Raw genomic sequence first — 17,774 nt, 5'->3', positions numbered from 1 at the left:
CTTCTATTAATGTTGATGAGTAAAAAGCCAACATTGATGAACTGTTAAACGAATAAAAAAGGCGCTAGGAAAACCTAGAGCCTTTTCTGATTAGTGACGGAAGTGACGCATACCGGTAAAGATCATCGCCATGCCATGTTCGTCAGCGGCAGCAATAACTTCGTCATCACGCATAGAGCCACCCGGTTGGATAACACATTTAATACCTGCTTCAGCTGCAGCATCAATACCATCACGGAATGGGAAGAACGCATCAGATGCCATTGCACAGCCTTCAACTACAAGACCTTCGTCAGCGGCTTTAATGCCTGCGATTTTTGCAGAGTAAACACGGCTCATTTGGCCAGCGCCGACACCGATAGTCATGTCACCTTTAGAGTAAACAATCGCGTTAGATTTAACGTATTTAGCTACTTTCCAGCAGAACAATGCATCTTTTAATTCTTCAGCCGTTGGTTGGCGCTTAGAAACCACTTTAAGCTCATCTTCAGATACCATGCCTTGATCGCGATCTTGAACTAGTAAACCGCCGTTAACGCGTTTCACGTCAAAGCCAGTTGTTTTCGTCGCCCACTCACCACATTCAAGTAGACGAAGGTTTTTCTTAGCCGCTACGATTTCAATTGCTTCAGCAGAAACAGAAGGAGCAATGATAACTTCAACGAATTGACGCTCAGTAATTGCTGTTGCTGTAGCTGCATCTAGTTCGCGGTTAAATGCGATGATACCGCCAAATGCAGAGGTTGGGTCTGTTTTGAAAGCGCGGTCATAAGCTTCAAGAACATCTTTACCTAGGGCAACACCACATGGATTTGCGTGTTTAACGATAACACATGCAGGTTCGTCAAATTCTTTCACACACTCTAGAGCAGCATCTGTATCTGCAATGTTGTTGTAAGAAAGCGCTTTACCTTGGATCTGACGAGCAGTTGATACTGACGCTTCTTCAGGATTTGCTTCAACATAGAATGCAGCAGCTTGATGACTGTTCTCACCGTAGCGCATGTCTTGTTTTTTCTCGAATTGTTGGTTGAAGGTGCGAGGGAACTTGCTCTCTTCATCACCTTCTTTATTCTCTCCATAAGAAGGAACCATGGTGCCGAAGTAATTAGCGATCATGCCATCGTAAGAGGCCGTGTGCTCAAATGCTGCAATCGCAAGGTCAAAACGCGTTGCTTGAGTCAGTGATTTGTCGTTAGCGTCCATTTCAGAAATTACGCGATCGTAATCGTGAGCATTAACGACAATAGCAACGTCTTTATGGTTTTTAGCCGCAGAGCGAACCATTGTTGGGCCACCGATATCGATGTTCTCAACAGCATCAGCTAGAGTACAGCCTTCTTTTGCTACGGTTTCAGCGAATGGATAAAGGTTAACAACAACAATATCGATTGGGTTGATACCATGTTGAGCCATGATGTCATCATCTTGACCGCGACGACCAAGAACACCACCATGTACTTTAGGATGAAGAGTTTTAACGCGGCCATCCATCATTTCAGGGAAGCCTGTGTAATCAGATACTTCTGTTACAGGGATATTTTTTTCTGCCAGCAGGCGAGCTGTGCCGCCAGTAGATAAAATATCAACACCACGTTCAGTCAGTGCTTGAGCAAATTCTACAATACCAGTTTTATCAGATACGCTAATTAGCGCGCGACGGATCGGACGTGGGTTATTCATTGCTACTTTCTTCCTTTAGAATTAAGTTAGGATTTTTGCCAAAAATGAACTTGTTCTGTTTGTCTTTTATTAAGTAGTAAAAGTAATAAACAGTAATTGGCCAGTTTTGGGAAATACCCTAATCGAGAGTGAAGTTAGAAACATCACATCAACGCAATGGCGCATATTCTAACTAAAGTTAAACAAAAAAGCTCGCGCAATCGTTTGCACTGGTAAAAAAAAGATGCCATTTCTCTAAAAAAAGAATAAAAATAGGCCTGTATAAAGAGGGATGAGGCAAAATAAAATGTATTTGATTGGTGAATTGGCAAAACTGTGTAAGGTAACCAGTGATACGTTACGCTTCTACGAGAAAAATGGCTTACTTATTCCATCAGGAAGAAGTAGCAGTGGTTATCGTCTTTATAATGAAGAAAATTTGGCTCAAATTCGGTTTATTTTAAAATCAAAGCAGCTAGGGTTAACGTTAGATGAGATCCAGGAATTACTTGCGATCCGTTTAGAGGCCACTAAACATAGTTGTGCTGAGGTTAAATCGATCACCCAAGCTAAGTTGAATACCATTGATGAAAAAATTGCGCAGTTAACAGATATTCGTACCGCATTAAAAAGTATTAATGATGCATGTTGTGGTCATATTGATGATGATGCCTCACATTGTTCGATTCTTTCAGCCTTGGCTGAGCTAGAAGAGAAAAAAGCGTAAATTATTATGCCTGTTTACTCAAGATGTTGATAAAATGGTCGATAGTTTATGTATAAGAATACGAGCAAAAATTAGGTGAGAGCCAATTAATGGAAAAACAATACGTAATGAAATTGCTTTCCGCTCTGAAAGTTATCGATAAAAAAATCAGTGAGCAAGGCAAAGCAGTAATGGAGCTTGATGCTCGTATTAAGCGTATTGAAGCTCAGAATGCCAAGATCGGTAAAATGATTGATGGTGTTGCTACTCAAGGTACGAGTACTGCAGGAGCCTCTGCTGATTTAAGTGAACTTGATGAGCGTTTGAAAGGAATTGAAGAGAAAACAGCAAAAGCTGTTGAGCTTATTCGCTCAGGAGCTGGGGCTGGTGGTGGCAAGAAACGAGCTTGGCCGCCATAGTAGGTAAAAGATTTAAAAGCCGATATTACAGAAATGTAGTATCGGTTTTTTTATACCTATTGTCCCTAGAAAGATATGAATGTGTTTATTTTAGGCATAAAAAAAGCAGCGTTAATTGCTTAACACTGCTTTAAATTTTTCAATAAGATATGAATTTATATTAGTTCATGCCGTATTTTTTAAGTTTCTTACGAAGTGTACCACGGTTGATACCCATCATATTTGCTGCTTTTGTTTGGTTGCCGCGAGTATGCTGCATGATCATGTCTAGTAGAGGTTGCTCTACTTCAGCTAATACTAATTCATATAAGTCGTTAACTTCTTGACCGTTTAATTGGCCTAAGTAGTTTTTCAGCGAAGCCTTAACAGAGTCACGTAGTGGTTTCTGAGTAATTTGGTCTTGTGCTGTAACTGTTGTAACTGTTAATGCTTCTGAAGTCATAGATTGATCGAACATATTCTGTTTAGCTCTTCTGTTATTATGATGCAACGTGGTCGAAATAGCTTTCAAGCTGATGGAGTTGCTGTGAGGCGTCCTCTATCGCATTAAAGCCGCGGCGGAACTCATTTGCTTGCTCATGCTCTTTTAAATACCAACCCACATGCTTACGAGCAATGCGAGGGCCTAAAAACTCACCATAAAACTGGTGAAGCGCATGAACATGGCCAAGTAAAGTGGCCTTCACTTCTTCAATTGGAAGAGGTGGCATAAGTTCGCCCGTTTCTAAATAATGTTGGATTTCTTGAAAAATCCATGGCCTACCTTGTGCAGGACGGCCGATCATTAAAGCGTCAGCGCCTGTGTAATCAAGCACAAAACGAGCCTTCTCCGGCGAGTCGATATCACCGTTCGCTATAACCGGAATAGAAATCGCTTCTTTTACCGCTTTAATGTTGTCGTACTCAGCATCACCTTTGTACATACAAGCTCTGGTTCGCCCATGGAGCGCTAAAGCTTGAATGCCACACTGTTCTGCCATTTTTGCAACCTGAACACAGTTTCTATTGTCTGGATCCCAGCCTGTGCGCGTTTTCAGAGTGACAGGAACATCAACTGCATTCACCACAGCCAGTAAGATCTCTTCAATCAAATCTGGTCGTTGTAGAAGCGCTGAGCCTGCAAGCTTCTTATTCACTTTTTTAGCAGGGCATCCCATATTGATATCGATGATTTGCGCACCAGTTTCAACACAGTGTTGCGCTGCTTCCGCCATTAACTTTGGATCTGCCCCTGCAATTTGTACTGAGCGAATACCAGATTCACCTTCATGTACCATGCGATTTTGGGACTTAGATGTTTTCCACAGTTTTGGATTAGAAGACATCATTTCGCTCACAGCCATACCTGCGCCGTAACGCATACACAACTCACGAAAGGGCCTATCAGTTACACCAGCCATAGGAGCAACGATAAGATTGTTCTTTAATGTATATTTACCTATCTGCAAAACATCCACACACGTTTGTGTCAGCAAGGGCGCGCATTTTACGCATTTTTTGTCCGCCTGAAAAGAGCAAATTTTGAGCATTTACAAATAGTTTATGCAATTTGTTTATATTTCAGTCAATTAGACGGTTTTATGCCTCAAATTTAGTATTGAGGCATTGAAGTTTTTTCTAGGAGGAGTAGGTCTGAGGCGACGTTACTTCTTAATTCCTGAGATTCTGCACCATTCTTGTTGCTCTGCAATCGCATCAAGAGTGAAGTTCTCAGAATAATATGAAGCGACATCGAGAGCTTGAGTATCAAGTACACCAGACATTGCTAGAGCGCCGCCAGGGGCAACGTGAGCAGTGATAATGCTTGAAAGTTCACGTAGGGGAGCAGCAAGAATATTGGCAATAACTACGTCTGCGACAAGGTTCTCTGGTTGCTCTTCCGGTAAGAATAATTCTAATTGGTCGACAACGCCATTACGAGCGGCATTCTCTTTTGAAGCGGTGATCGCTTGAGGATCAATGTCGATCCCAACCACTTTCGCTGCGCCTAGTTTGATCGCCGCGATCGCTAAGATGCCAGAACCACAACCAAAGTCGATAACGGTTTTACCTGTTAGGTCGATACTCTCTAACCATTCAAGGCAAAGTGCGGTTGTTGCGTGTGTGCCTGTACCGAACGCTAGACCAGGGTCAAGCATTACGTTAATAGCATCAGGCTCAGGGATTTCACGCCAGCTTGGGCAAATCCATAAACGCTCACCAAATTTCATAGGGTGGAAGTTATCCATCCACTCGCGTTCCCAGTCTTTGTCTTCTAATTGCTCTACTTTATAAGCAAAATTATCATCAAGTACTGAGCTTGATTTTAACTGTGCAATCACTAAATCCATGTCGGTTTCTGCATCATAAAGAGCAACAATATCCGTTTCGCCCCATAAACGAGTTTCTCCAGGAAGAGGCTCAAAAATAGGTACGTCTTTAGCATCTAAAAAAGTTACAGAAAGAGCACCGGTCTCTTCCATTAGCATGTCACTGATTTGTTCAGCATTTTCAGAGGTTGCGTTTAGTTTTACTTGAATCCAAGGCATGGGGATCACTTTTTTTAGTTGGAAATATCGGCGAATTTTATCATAGAAAAAGGCCGTGAGTGTAATCACTCACGGCCTTTATTTATTTCTTTAACTTAAAAGAATAAAATTAGCGTCTTATTGAAGACCTAATTTTTTCTCAAGATAATGAATATTAGCACCGCCGTGTTGGAAGTTTTCATCGTTCATGATTGATAGTTGAAGAGACGTATTTACGTTAATACCTTCAATAATCATTTCACTTAATGCGTTCTTCATACGAGCAATAGCAACATCACGGTTCTCACCGTAAGTAATTAGCTTACCGATCATTGAATCGTAGTGTGGTGGCACTGTATAGCCAGTATAGATGTGAGACTCCCAACGAACACCCATACCACCTGAAGCATGGAATCGCGTGATCTTACCTGGAGACGGTAAGAATTTAACTGGGTCTTCAGCATTAATACGACACTCAATAGAGTGGCCACGTAGCTTAATATCATCTTGGGTATAAGATAATGGTTGGCCAGCAGCAATACGCAGTTGCTCTTTTACTAAGTCGATACCCGTTACCATTTCAGTAATCGTGTGCTCAACTTGAATACGTGTATTCATCTCAATGAAGTAGAATTCGCCATTTTCATATAGGAATTCAAACGTACCTGCACCACGGTAACCAATTTCGATACACGCACGAGTACAACGATCACCGATGTATTTACGCATCTCTTCAGTGATACCAGGAGCCGGAGCTTCTTCAACCACTTTTTGGTGACGACGTTGCATAGAACAATCACGCTCACCAAGGTGAATAGCATTACCTTGGCCATCAGCAAGAATTTGAACTTCAATGTGACGAGGGTTTTCAAGGAATTTTTCCATGTAAACCATGTCGTTATTGAAACATGCTTTTGCTTCTGCACGAGTCATTGCAATTGCTTCAACAAGATCTTTTTCTGCACGAACAACACGCATACCACGACCACCGCCGCCACCAGAGGCTTTGATGATTACAGGGAAACCAATACGTTTTGCGTGAGCTTTGTTCTTAGCGGCATCATCATCTAATGGGCCGTCAGAACCAGGTACACAAGGTACGCCAGCTTTTTTCATTGAAGTGATTGCTGACACTTTGTCACCCATCATGCGGATAGTTTCCGCTTTTGGACCAACAAAGATAAAGCCAGAGCGTTCAACTTGTTCAGCGAAATCTGCATTTTCAGACAGGAAGCCATAACCAGGGTGAACCGCTACAGCGCCAGTAACTTCAGCTGCACTGATAATACGAGGGATATTTAAGTAGCTGTCGATACCACGAGCAGGACCAATACAAATCGTTTCATCAGCAAGTAGAACGTGTTTCAAGTCACGGTCAGCTGTAGAGTGTACAGCAACGGTTTTGATGCCAAGTTCTTTACATGCTCGCAAGATACGTAGTGCAATTTCACCACGGTTTGCGATAACTAATTTATCTAACATAGAGACCTCTATTATTCGATGATAACAAGAGGTTGATCAAACTCAACCGGGTTACCGTCTTCAACTAGAATCGCGGTAACAACACCAGATTTGTCTGCTTCAATTTGGTTCATCATTTTCATTGCTTCAACGATACATAATGTATCGCCAGCAGTTACTTGTTGGCCAACTTTAACAAATGGTTTTGCGTCAGGGCTTGAAGCGCCATAGAACGTACCAACCATTGGAGAGCAAACTTTATGACCAGCAACTTCAGCTGGTGCTTCAGCAACAGGAGCTGCCGCAGGTGCTGCGATTGGAGCCGCTACAGGTGCAGGAGCTGCAACTGCTTGCATTGGTGCTAATTGAGCCATTGGTGCAACAGCACGGCTGATGCGTACTGATTCTTCACCTTCAGAGATCTCAAGTTCAGCAATGCCAGATTCTTCAACTAGTTCAATCAGTTTTTTAATTTTGCGGATATCCATTGTGTAATCTCTTCTGTTTTATATTCAGTGATTAATTTGAACGCAGGCGTTTTGCTGCTGCATTCAAAGCAAATTCGTAGCCATCAGCGCCTAAACCACAAATCACACCAACCGCTTTATCTGAAAGATAAGAGTGATGGCGGAAAGGTTCGCGAGCATGGACATTTGATAAATGTACTTCAATAAAAGGAATATCAACCCCAAGCAATGCATCGCGTAAAGCGACACTAGTATGCGTAAACGCTGCTGGGTTGATGATAATGAAATCAATGTTTTGATAAGCATTATGAATTGCTTCAATCAACTCATATTCACGATTTGACTGTAAATGCTCAAGTTCAATATTCAATGCATTGGCTTGAATAGTTAGAGAATTAACAATTTGTTCTAAATTTTGATTGCCATAATGTGCAGGCTCTCGAAGACCTAATAAGTTTAGATTCGGGCCATTGAGAACTAAAATTCGTGATTGAGTCGACATTGTGATGCTAAATTCCTTGTTCTTGCGATTGAAGTAAAAAAAGCATAATTTTTATATTCGATCTAATGAGTTTTTGCAAATATTGGCTTACAAATACTCATAAAAAGCAATTATAGACAATATCACAGCAAATCGCAGCAAAATACTGGTCTTATCAGCTCTAAGTTCTCACTTTATGAGAAGAGAATAAAACATATTTTGACTCAAATGTGATAATAAGAAGCAAAGAGGGCAGTTAAGTTCCGTAATTTTACTTGTTAGTTAACAAATACTTTCTAATTTGTTGAGTAATTATACAGTTTTTAATTTTGTTTATTAGCAAGTTAATGAGGAAAGGGCTAACAGTTCTGTAAATTTGAGCTAGAAGTCACAAGAAAAAAGTCGCTATTATAGCTAATAGCGACTAAATACCTTGTTCAGAGTTTTTACTCTAGAGGTTGGTGTTGGTAAATAGATTCACTTAGGCAATTTTTCTTTGTTCTTCAATCAGTTTATCAACCACACTTGGATCGGCAAGAGTAGAGGTATCTCCTAGATTTGAAGTATCACCAGTGGCAATTTTACGAAGAATACGACGCATGATTTTTCCTGAACGTGTTTTTGGTAATGAGTCGGTCCAGTGTAGAAAATCAGGTGTAGCGATAGGGCCTATTTCTTTTTTAACCCAATCTTTTACTTCTTTATGCAGTTCTGCACTTGGTATTTCACCAGAGTTTAGTGTGATGTAGGCATAAATGGCTTGCCCTTTAATATCATGAGGAACGCCAACAATCGCGGCTTCTGCTATTTTATCAAAAGCGACTAAGGCTGACTCAACTTCAGCGGTTCCCATTCGGTGACCTGAGACATTTAATACGTCATCAACACGGCCAGTGATCCAATAATATCCATCTTCGTCACGTCGAGCGCCATCGCTGGTAAAGTACATACCTTTAAAGGTTGAGAAGTAAGTTTGTTCAAAACGCTCATGATCACCGTAGATGGTGCGCATTTGCCCCGGCCAAGAATCAGTAATAACTAAATTACCATCGGCAGCACCTTCAATGAGGTTACCCATGTTATCAACCAGAGCAGGTTGAACGCCAAAGAATGGACGAGTTGCTGAGCCTGGTTTTAATGCCGTTGCACCAGGTAGTGGAGATATTAATATTCCACCGGTCTCAGTTTGCCACCATGTATCAACGATTGGACAGCGAGCATCACCAATAGTGTTGTAATACCACTCCCATGCTTCAGGGTTTATAGGTTCACCTACCGAGCCCATCACTCGAAGAGAGCTTCTTGATGTACCTTCTATCGCTTCTTTACCGTGAGCCATTAATGCTCTGATTGCAGTAGGTGCAGTATAAAGAATATTTACGTTGTGTTTATCTACCACTTCGCTCATGCGGCTCGTGCTTGGATAGTTAGGTACGCCTTCAAATAAAATGGTTTTTGCCCCATTCGCTAATGGACCATAAATCAGATAAGTGTGCCCTGTGATCCAACCAACATCGGCAGTACACCAGAATACTTCGCCTTCTTGGTAATCAAAAATATATTTGAAGGTCATTGCTGCATAAACAAGATAGCCGCCAGTGGTATGTAATACGCCTTTTGGTTTTCCTGTTGAGCCAGAAGTATAAAGAATAAATAGAGGGTCTTCTGCATTCATCGCTTCAGGTTCACAATGTGAAGAAGCAATCGCGGTTGCTTCATGCCACCAAACATCACGACCTTCAGTCCATTCAATGTCATTACCTGTACGTTGGAACACAACAACTTTTTCAATCGTGGTAACTGCTGGGTTATTTAAAGCATCATCCACGTTATTTTTTAGTGGAACCGTGCGTCCGCCACGAACGCCTTCATCTGCCGTGATCACGACTTTTGCATCGGAATCAACAATTCGTCCTGCTAGTGCTTCAGGGGAGAAGCCGCCAAAAACAACGGTATGGACCGCGCCGATACGGGTACAAGCAAGCATTGCGACTGCGGCTTCTGCCACCATCGGCATATAAATACAGACCACATCGCCTTTGCGTACCCCTTGGCTTTTTAGTGCATTTGAAAATTTACATACTTGTTCATGAAGTTCACTGAAGGTAATTGAGGCATCATCTTGAGGATCATCGCCTTCCCAGATAATTGCAACGTCGTCACCACGAGTAGCAAGGTGGCGATCAATACAGTTTGCTGAGACATTTAATTCGCCATCTTCAAACCATTTAATGTCTACATGACCAGTATCGAAAGAGGTGTTTTTTACTTTGGTATAAGGAGTCATCCAATCCACAATTTGTCCATGTTCACGCCAAAATCCTTCGGGATTAATCACGGATTGCTGATACATTTCACGGTATTTATCTTCATCGGCATGGGCATTGATTGCGATGTCTTGATTGACTGGGTATACGTGAATGTCACTCATGTTGTTTCTCCTTGTGAATACAGCAAATATCCAATTTATGACTGGATTTCATTGCAGCACCGTCATTGGCTCTGCTTTTTTATTGGTAGGGTTGATATTACTTTCGGTTAGAAATGGTTTTTCAACAATTAGACTTTAGTCAGAGAAAGAAGGGTTTACTGAATTTTCAGGGCAGTGAGTGTTGATTTTTGAGACGTAGATCAGTAACTGTGTGCATTTCTTATTTTAGGTAAATCAGGAAAATCACCATGAGTTAAGCGAACATAGATTAATGCGGCGGCAATGGCATCTTCCAATGCGTCATGGCGTTCGGCCTGCGGTAGGTCTAAATGTCTAGAAATAGCTTCAATGCTTAGGTCGTAATAGGCGTTTGGTAATAGTCGTTCTAATTTATGATGGTAGATATGACACACTTCAACGAGTGCATTAGGTAAAGGATGAGCAAAGTGGCGTAAGCAAGCACGATCTAAAATCTTTTTATCATAGTGAATGTGATAGCCGACGATTGGTCGATTGCCAATAAATTGAATTAACTGATTGAGCGCTTCTTTTTCTGATAGACCATAAGTGAGATCTTGATGTCTAAGTTGATGAATTTTAATGGAATCAGAGTTCAAACTTTGTGGTGGTGTCAGCTTTAAATGGATTGTTTGGCTGGTTAATACTCGATTATGTTTAATTTTAATGGCCGCGATCGAAACCAATTCAGCATGATTAGGGTCAAGACTGGTGGTTTCACAATCAATAGAGACTAACTCATCACCAGAATAGGATGAAAAGAGAGGGTGGTGTGCATGATTTTGTAATTTATATCGCCACCATAATCGTTGCAGAATATTCATCGCTTAATCCCTTATTTGATAATGGTAACCAAGCCACTCTTTAAACTTTTTTACCACATGTAAGCTATGGCGCAGTAAGTCTCTTTCTGTTCTATCGAGCTGTTCAATATGAATATAATTGGAAATTCTATTTTGGCTTTCTTGCAGTTGATGACGAAGTCGCCATTTAAAAAATAATTTCAATGCTTCAGTTAAATTATCGGCGGTTGATGGCTCTAATACTCTGCGTGAACTTAATTCTTCAATACGTTGGAAGGTGTTGGTTTTTTCTATTCCTTGCTCTAAAGAAAGGGCGCGAATGCCATGAACAATAGGGAAAATCCCTCCTTGTTTAATATCGATACCTTCTTTTTTATTTTTGACGTTACCAAACAGAGTGAGTGGCACTGTGAATTGTAAGGCGGGTCGAGTAAAAAGACTTAATGCAAGTTCGTTGTCTTTTAATTTCTCACTAAGGATCTGTTTTAATGGAGAGAGTAAAGCTCGGTTACCAGCAATGGCTTGGGCATCAGAAAAAATGGCTAAATTCATCATATTATCGCCATTATGTTCAGTACATATTTGATGAATATAATACTGCCACCCTTGTTCTGTTTTTACCCAGTGGGGGTTACTGACCATAACATTGCCTTTGCATAAAGGGTAGCCAAGTTGCAGTAATGTCTGGGTAAATTGTGTCATCAGCTCACCAACTTGATGCCATTCCAACCCGTTTTTAATGATTAAGGCATTATCTTGATCGGTTTTTAAAATTTGTTCCCCACGTCCTTCTGATCCCATAACCAGTAAACAGCAATGATCATGAAGGCTTTTTGGAATAGTTAACGTAAATGCCTTTTCAATGATCTGTTCATTAACGGTAGATATTAGCTCCATAATAAATCGTGTGCGAATGCCATTATTTATTAAAGTATTAATGAGTTGGGTTTGACTGTTGGCTGCTATTGCTAGCTCTTCAATGCTTTTTGAGCGGGCGATACGCAGAGTTAATACATGAGAATGAGTAGAAAAAAGACTCAATACCTGTGTCATATCGAGCATACCAATTAATTTGTTTTCTTCTAACACTGCAACTCTTTTTACGTGGTGGCGAGTCATAAGGGTCATGGCATTAAATAGATAGTCATGTTTTTGAATATACACGATTGGGTAGGTTGCTATTGGGCCGACAGGATGATTTTGTTCATGATCACCAAGTACCAACGCGTGTAATAAATCGGTACGAGTAATGATCCCGATGGGTAACGGATTTTCACTTTCTTTATGCCTTGGGTCATACTGATTTAATGCTACAAAAAGCGCATCAATATTATTTTCTTTAAGCAGGTGAGTGACTTGTTTTAATGAGGTATTCCAATCTACCGTAATTGATTTGTGAATCGTATCATCATCAACTTTTGTGAGAATAAATTCAGCCAAATTTTGTTGTTGATTTGCTTGGGCTAGAAGCGCTTTTCGTTTTGCTAAACTGCCATTGAAGTAAGCGGAGAAATCTGGATTCTCATGATAAATAGAGAGAAATAGTTCAGTAGGAATAAGGTGACATAAGGTGTCTTCAAGGGCGTGATAATTGTGTTTTACGCAGTGATCTAATTGAGAACGAACATCAAAAATATCATCATGAGTATAATGAGCATAGATCTCCCCACTGTCATTAGATCGCTCTTCAACTACGCCTTTTATTATAATGTATAAGCTTTCTGAGGATTGCCCTTGATGCAAAATAATGTCATTTGAGCGGAAGTAAGCGATATCGACATGACGAGATAATTGTTCTTGTTGTGCAGCTGTCAGAATATTGAATGGGGCTATTGAGAAATTGAGTTCAGTTGGCATAACTCCATCCTTTAATCGACGATTTTTTCTATTCTCGCTAGAAATGAACTAAGAATGAAGACGACTTTAGTCTAGAGTTTTCATAAAAGGTGTGAAATTTGAAGGCGAAGTCACATTTTAAAAGGTGCACTTTTCTTCTCTTTTGTTTTCCCTTTTTATAAACAAATACAATGCCATAATGAGCGTCTCTTTTTATTCCCTTTGGAAATTGTCATGTTTCGCGTTTCTCCTTTTGCTTGGATCTCTCAATACTTTGGTGGGTTCTTTTTCGCCTATGGTGTCTATTTACCATTTTGGGCGCTGTGGTTTGAAGATCAAGGCGTATCTGCTGGAGATATCGGAGTCTTAATTGGTTTAGGTTTTGCGACGCGTTGTGTAGCGAACTTGGTAATAACTCCTCGTTTGCATAAGGTTGAATACTTAATTCCCGCGTTACGAATTCTTACTCTCGCCTCGTTAATTGCACTTGGTCTATTTTTAATTAATGGGGGAAGTTTCTGGTGGATGGCATTTGTCACGGTGCTCTTTAATTTATCCTGTGGTCCTGCAGTTCCATTGTCTGATGCGATGACAAACTATTACGCGAAGAATAATTTATTAGATTACGGTCGAACTCGTTTATGGGGTTCGGTGAGTTTTATTGCCGGCTCTACGGTAGTGGGTTATTTAGTGTCAGGCTTTGGTACCGATATGATCGTGTATACCGCGATTGCTGGGATATTAGCGGCACTGTTTTTAGTGATGCGAAACCCTAATCCAATGCCAGTATCGGTCTCTGAAGAAGACCAAACACGTCCCAAATTATTGGCCTTACTTCGTGAAGCACCAGTATTAAAATTCATTATTTTGGTTTCTTTAATTCAAGGCAGTCACGCAGCGTATTACAGTTTTAGTTCTATCTACTGGAAAGAGTCGGGCTATCAAGAAAGTACCATTGGCTATCTATGGAGTTTAGGGGTTGTTGCAGAGGTAATGGTATTTGCTTTCAGTAAAAAACTGTTTGCAGGATGGAAAATATCAACACTATTTAAAGTTGCGGCTGTTGGGGTCATGGTCCGTTGGGGGTTAACCGCAGCAACGACAGAACTGTTTGCTTTAGTGCTCGTTCAGGCTTTACATGGTGTGACTTTTGCGATGGCGCACCTAGCGGCAATTCAATATATTCAGCGATTCCCTCAAAATAAAATGATCCCTCTGCAAGCCTTATATAATGCGATTCCTTTAGGTGCATTTATTGCACTAATGACGACATTAAGTGGTTGGGGTTATGAAGCATGGGGAGCGAATATTTTCTGGTTCATGGCTGTGATGGGAGCCTTTGCTCTGCTGATTAAATTGGATAAAGTGAAAGATAAATAGGTCTTAATCACATTTGTTAGCTTGAGTAAAAAACAAGCGACAATATAACGCTAGAATGGTGCTACAGAGTATTTGTACCCTTCTAGCGTTTTTTTATGGCACTAGAATGGTATCACCAAGGATGAGTGATGACACAAGGATGGGTAGTGGTGCCAGTGTCGCTGGCATATTTAGGATTATTATTTTTAATTGCCTGGTATGGCGATAGGCAAAAAGGGTGGTTAGCTCAGTATCGCCCGTGGATTTATAGTCTTTCTATTGCAGTCTACTGCACGTCATGGACCTTTTATGGCACCGTAGGCCAAGCCACCAGTAACCCGTGGTCTTTCCTTCCCATTTATCTTGCTCCCATTTTTGTGTTTGTATTTGCATGGCGTTTTTTAGCCAGAATTATCTTGATTGCAAAGCGAGAGCATATCACCTCTATTGCTGATTTTATCGCGGCTCGATATGGAAAATCTCAAGGTTTAGCTGGTGTTATTACGATTATCGCGGTGGTCGGGATACTTCCTTATATTGCATTGCAATTAAGAGGGATCACGATGGGACTCGATCTTGTTGCCCCTAATTTAGCTCTGGATTTAGGCTATCAAGATGGGCATATATCTTGGTTTGTTGGTGGTGCCCTTGCGGTATTTACGATTCTTTTTGGTACTCGACACATTGATACCACAGAGCATCACCGTGGCTTGATGATGGCGGTCGCGTTTGAATCGATAGTGAAATTGGTCGCTTTTCTTGCGGTCGGAGGTTTCATTCTTTATTTAGCGTATTCTGATAGTAATGTTGATTTAATTTCAATTGCCAAAGAAACTTACCAATCCCCAAATATCATTACGCTTTTGTTTCATACGATCTTAACGATGGCGGCGATAATCTGTTTACCGCGCCAATTTCATACTACGGTAGTGGAGAATGAACAGGCGCAAGATCTACGCACGGCGCGTTGGGTATTTCCACTCTACTTGTTTTTGATTGGTCTATTTGTACTGCCTATCTCGTGGGCGGGACAAGCTCTGCTCTCTGGTGAGGTTAGTGATAGTTTTGTTATTAGCGTGCCGCTATCGGTAGGTGCTGAGAATATGGCATTACTGGCTTTTGTTGGTGGAACCTCAGCAGCCAGCGGCATGGTTATCGTATCTACTATCGCACTTGCCATTATGGTATCGAATGATTTAGTTCTGCCTTTATTATTACGTCGAGTCAAAACCACAGGACGCTCATTTGGGCACTTTTCAAACTTATTAGTCACTATTCGACGCGTACTCATTCTCTTATTGTTATTAGCCGCGTGGGGATTTTATCAAGCGCTTGATTCAATTGATTCACTGTCGGTCATTGGCTTATTAGCTTTTGCGGCGATAGCCCAATTTGCACCCGCTTTGATTGGTGGATTGTATTGGCGCAATGCCAATAAGAAAGGGGTATATGCAGGCTTAATGATTGGTTTTTTAATGTGGTTAATCACGTTAATGAGCCAGACTCAGATACTTGCAGGCAGTGCCGAAAATAATCTTTTGTTATGGATTATTACGCCGCCGCAGTGGTTGCAAACGCTTGAGGTGCAGACCTCGGATTGGGGTATGATGCTCAGTTTAGGACTTAATACCCTATTATTTATTTTTGTATCATCAATCACTCGAGCATCGTTAAGTGAGCGCTTACAAGCGGCCTCTTTTGTTGGAGCCCCTTTACCTGAAAATGAAGATGTTAGTGTTTATCAAACTCGAGTGACGGTTGGTGAGTTGGAAATGTTGGCTTCGCGATTTGTTGGTCGCCGCCGAGCTCAAAAAGCCTTTCGCCAGTTCTCTCACCAACATGATGAATCCTTATTGCCACAACAACAAGCGAGCTCTGCGTTGATCCGTCATACTGAGCGAGTATTGGCCGGAGTCTTTGGCGCATCTTCTTCTCGTTTAGTTCTTACTTCAGCATTGCAAGGCAGAAATATGCAATTGGAAGAGGTCGCAACAATCGTTGATGAAGCCTCTGAGTTGTATGATTTTAGCCGTGGTTTATTGCAAGGGGCGATTGAGCACATTAGCCAAGGAATTGCAGTAGTTGATAAGCAGATGAAGTTGGTTGCATGGAATCAACGCTATTTGGAATTATTCACCTTCCCAACAGCGTTAATTCAAGTAGGAAGACCCATTGCAGATGTTATCCGACACAACGCAGAGCAAGGTCTTTGTGGGCCCGGAGATCCTGAAGTGCATGTTAAGCGACGGGTTGAGCATTTAGAACGTGGGACCCGACACGTGTCTTCTCGAATTCGAGCGGATGGACAGGTTATTGAAGTACAGGGTAACCCGATGCCTAATGGTGGATTTGTGATGAGTTTTACAGATATCACCGTTTTTAGACAAGCAGAAAAAGCACTTAAAGAAACCAATGAGAGCTTGGAGTTTCGAGTTCATGAGCGAACCAAAGAGTTAGAAAAATTAAATCAGCGATTAGTTAGCGCCACCCAAAGTGCAGAATTGGCTTCTCAATCAAAAAGTCGTCTACTCGCCGCCGTTAGTCATGATTTAATGCAACCTTTAAATGCAGCGCGTTTGTTTGCGTCTTCATTGAGTGAAGTAGCAAAAGAAGCAGAAACCAAAAAAATATCCGGTCACATTGAGAGTGCTTTAGGTGCAGCAGAAGAGCTGATTGGTGACTTATTAGATATTTCTCGTCTAGAAGCCGGTAAGTTAGAGACACATGTTCAAGGTTTTTCATTGAGCAGTCTGTTCTCAAATTTAGAAGCCGAATTTGGTGCTTTAGCAAAACAGCAAGGCATTGAGTTCTCTGTTATTCATTCGAATGTGATCGTTGAATCTGATCCCAAATTACTGCGCCGAGTGGTACAAAACTTTCTAACCAATGCATTTAGATATAATCCACAAGGTAAAGTAGTTCTTGGTGCGAGAAGAGTTGAAGGCAAGATCCGTGTGGACGTATGGGACAGCGGTATTGGTATTCCAGAAGAGAAACAACAGGCTATTTTTGATGAGTTTACCCGTGTTGATCAAAATCGAGCAGATCAAGGATTAGGGTTGGGACTTGCCATTGCTCGCGGTATTTCTCATGTACTTGGTCATACGATTTCATTACGTTCATGGCTTAATCAAGGCTCGGTATTTTCTGTTACGCTTGATAGAGGTGTATTGCTTGAGAGCAATGAGCCTACGGTAGAGCAAAAGCCTGAATTGCCATTAAGTTTCGTTCGCGTGTTATGCGTGGATAATGAACCAGACATTCTTATCGGTATGGAATCATTGGTGTCTCGTTGGGGTTGCGAAGTGAAAACGGCAACAGATTTAATGAGCAGTTTACAGTGTTTGGAAGAAGGTTGGACTCCTGATGTTATCTTTTCAGATTATCGATTGGATAACGACAGAACGGGCCTTGAGGTATTACAACAATGCCGTTTACGTTTAGGGAATACGTTTGAAGGAGTGATGATCAGTGCCGACAAAACCGATGATTTATTGGCAAGTATTAAAAGCAATGGCTTTGGATTTATAGCAAAGCCAGTTAAGCCGTTAAAGCTTAGGGCGGTATTAAATCGGCATGTAAAAGCGTAAGTAATTAGGTTTAATCCAGTGTAGATAAAAAGGG

Annotated in this window: 14 protein-coding genes; 4 read left to right on the top strand and 10 right to left on the bottom strand. The window is 41.2% G+C overall.

Going from position 1 to position 17,774, the window contains the following annotated elements; genetic code table 11:
- Positions 1 to 90 precede the first annotated feature (90 nt).
- Complete coding sequence (purH, locus tag AC2INI_RS12600; protein WP_486304959.1) at positions 91 to 1,683, bottom strand: bifunctional phosphoribosylaminoimidazolecarboxamide formyltransferase/IMP cyclohydrolase; 1,593 nt, start codon at positions 1,681 to 1,683, stop codon at positions 91 to 93.
- A 286-nt stretch (positions 1,684 to 1,969) separates the two neighbouring features.
- Here purH and zntR point away from each other — a divergent pair, with 286 nt between their 5' ends.
- Both zntR and AC2INI_RS12590 read left to right on the top strand, forming a co-directional pair.
- Positions 1,970 to 2,389 carry a Zn(2+)-responsive transcriptional regulator gene (zntR, locus tag AC2INI_RS12595; RefSeq protein ID WP_122033823.1) on the top strand — a complete coding sequence of 140 codons (420 nt, stop codon included), beginning with the start codon at positions 1,970 to 1,972 and terminating at the stop codon, positions 2,387 to 2,389.
- A gap of 89 nt (positions 2,390 to 2,478) precedes the next feature.
- Positions 2,479 to 2,787 (top strand): hypothetical protein, encoded by a 309-nt coding sequence (locus AC2INI_RS12590; protein ID WP_122033822.1) that lies wholly within the window; start codon positions 2,479 to 2,481, stop codon positions 2,785 to 2,787.
- Between the two features lie 160 nt (positions 2,788 to 2,947).
- On the opposite strand, the gene fis is transcribed toward AC2INI_RS12590, so the two are convergent.
- The 9 genes from fis to AC2INI_RS12545 all read right to left on the bottom strand — a co-directional run bounded on the left by fis (position 2,948) and on the right by AC2INI_RS12545 (position 12,812).
- Positions 2,948 to 3,244 (bottom strand): DNA-binding transcriptional regulator Fis, encoded by a 297-nt coding sequence (gene fis / locus AC2INI_RS12585; RefSeq protein ID WP_005421285.1) that lies wholly within the window; start codon positions 3,242 to 3,244, stop codon positions 2,948 to 2,950.
- A gap of 22 nt (positions 3,245 to 3,266) precedes the next feature.
- Positions 3,267 to 4,235, bottom strand: a complete 969-nt coding sequence (gene dusB, locus AC2INI_RS12580) for a tRNA dihydrouridine synthase DusB (protein ID WP_162922509.1) — start codon at positions 4,233 to 4,235, stop codon at positions 3,267 to 3,269.
- Between the two features lie 195 nt (positions 4,236 to 4,430).
- A complete protein-coding gene (gene prmA / locus AC2INI_RS12575) occupies positions 4,431 to 5,315 on the bottom strand; it encodes a 50S ribosomal protein L11 methyltransferase (RefSeq protein ID WP_486304958.1) in 885 nt (294 codons plus the stop codon).
- Between the two features lie 117 nt (positions 5,316 to 5,432).
- On the bottom strand, positions 5,433 to 6,776 hold the full coding sequence (gene accC / locus AC2INI_RS12570) for an acetyl-CoA carboxylase biotin carboxylase subunit (RefSeq protein WP_486317272.1): 1,344 nt from the start codon (positions 6,774 to 6,776) through the stop codon (positions 5,433 to 5,435).
- A gap of 11 nt (positions 6,777 to 6,787) precedes the next feature.
- Positions 6,788 to 7,243 carry an acetyl-CoA carboxylase biotin carboxyl carrier protein gene (gene accB, locus AC2INI_RS12565; protein WP_486304957.1) on the bottom strand — a complete coding sequence of 152 codons (456 nt, stop codon included), beginning with the start codon at positions 7,241 to 7,243 and terminating at the stop codon, positions 6,788 to 6,790.
- A 31-nt stretch (positions 7,244 to 7,274) separates the two neighbouring features.
- Positions 7,275 to 7,724, bottom strand: coding sequence for a type II 3-dehydroquinate dehydratase (gene aroQ, locus AC2INI_RS12560; RefSeq protein ID WP_122033818.1), 450 nt, complete (start codon positions 7,722 to 7,724; stop codon positions 7,275 to 7,277).
- A gap of 460 nt (positions 7,725 to 8,184) precedes the next feature.
- The gene (gene acs, locus AC2INI_RS12555) at positions 8,185 to 10,134 is read right to left on the bottom strand and encodes an acetate--CoA ligase (RefSeq protein ID WP_486304956.1); all 1,950 of its coding nucleotides are present in this window, start codon (positions 10,132 to 10,134) and stop codon (positions 8,185 to 8,187) included.
- A 200-nt stretch (positions 10,135 to 10,334) separates the two neighbouring features.
- On the bottom strand, positions 10,335 to 10,976 hold the full coding sequence (locus AC2INI_RS12550; RefSeq protein ID WP_045103088.1) for a 3'-5' exonuclease: 642 nt from the start codon (positions 10,974 to 10,976) through the stop codon (positions 10,335 to 10,337).
- Between the two features lie 3 nt (positions 10,977 to 10,979).
- Positions 10,980 to 12,812, bottom strand: a complete 1,833-nt coding sequence (locus tag AC2INI_RS12545; protein WP_486304955.1) for a putative nucleotidyltransferase substrate binding domain-containing protein — start codon at positions 12,810 to 12,812, stop codon at positions 10,980 to 10,982.
- Positions 12,813 to 13,025: 213 nt separating this feature from the next.
- Here AC2INI_RS12545 and AC2INI_RS12540 point away from each other — a divergent pair, with 213 nt between their 5' ends.
- Together AC2INI_RS12540 and AC2INI_RS12535 are read left to right on the top strand one after the other, a co-directional pair.
- Positions 13,026 to 14,171, top strand: a complete 1,146-nt coding sequence (locus tag AC2INI_RS12540; protein ID WP_486304954.1) for a 3-phenylpropionate MFS transporter — start codon at positions 13,026 to 13,028, stop codon at positions 14,169 to 14,171.
- 128 nt (positions 14,172 to 14,299) lie between these two features.
- A complete protein-coding gene (locus tag AC2INI_RS12535; protein WP_486304953.1) occupies positions 14,300 to 17,740 on the top strand; it encodes a PAS domain-containing hybrid sensor histidine kinase/response regulator in 3,441 nt (1,146 codons plus the stop codon).
- The last annotated feature ends 34 nt before the right edge of the window (positions 17,741 to 17,774 follow it).

The organism is Aliivibrio friggae, assembly GCF_057368515.1.
Note: the sequence above shows the minus strand (reverse complement) of the source record. Positions and strands in the feature narration are given on the sequence as shown.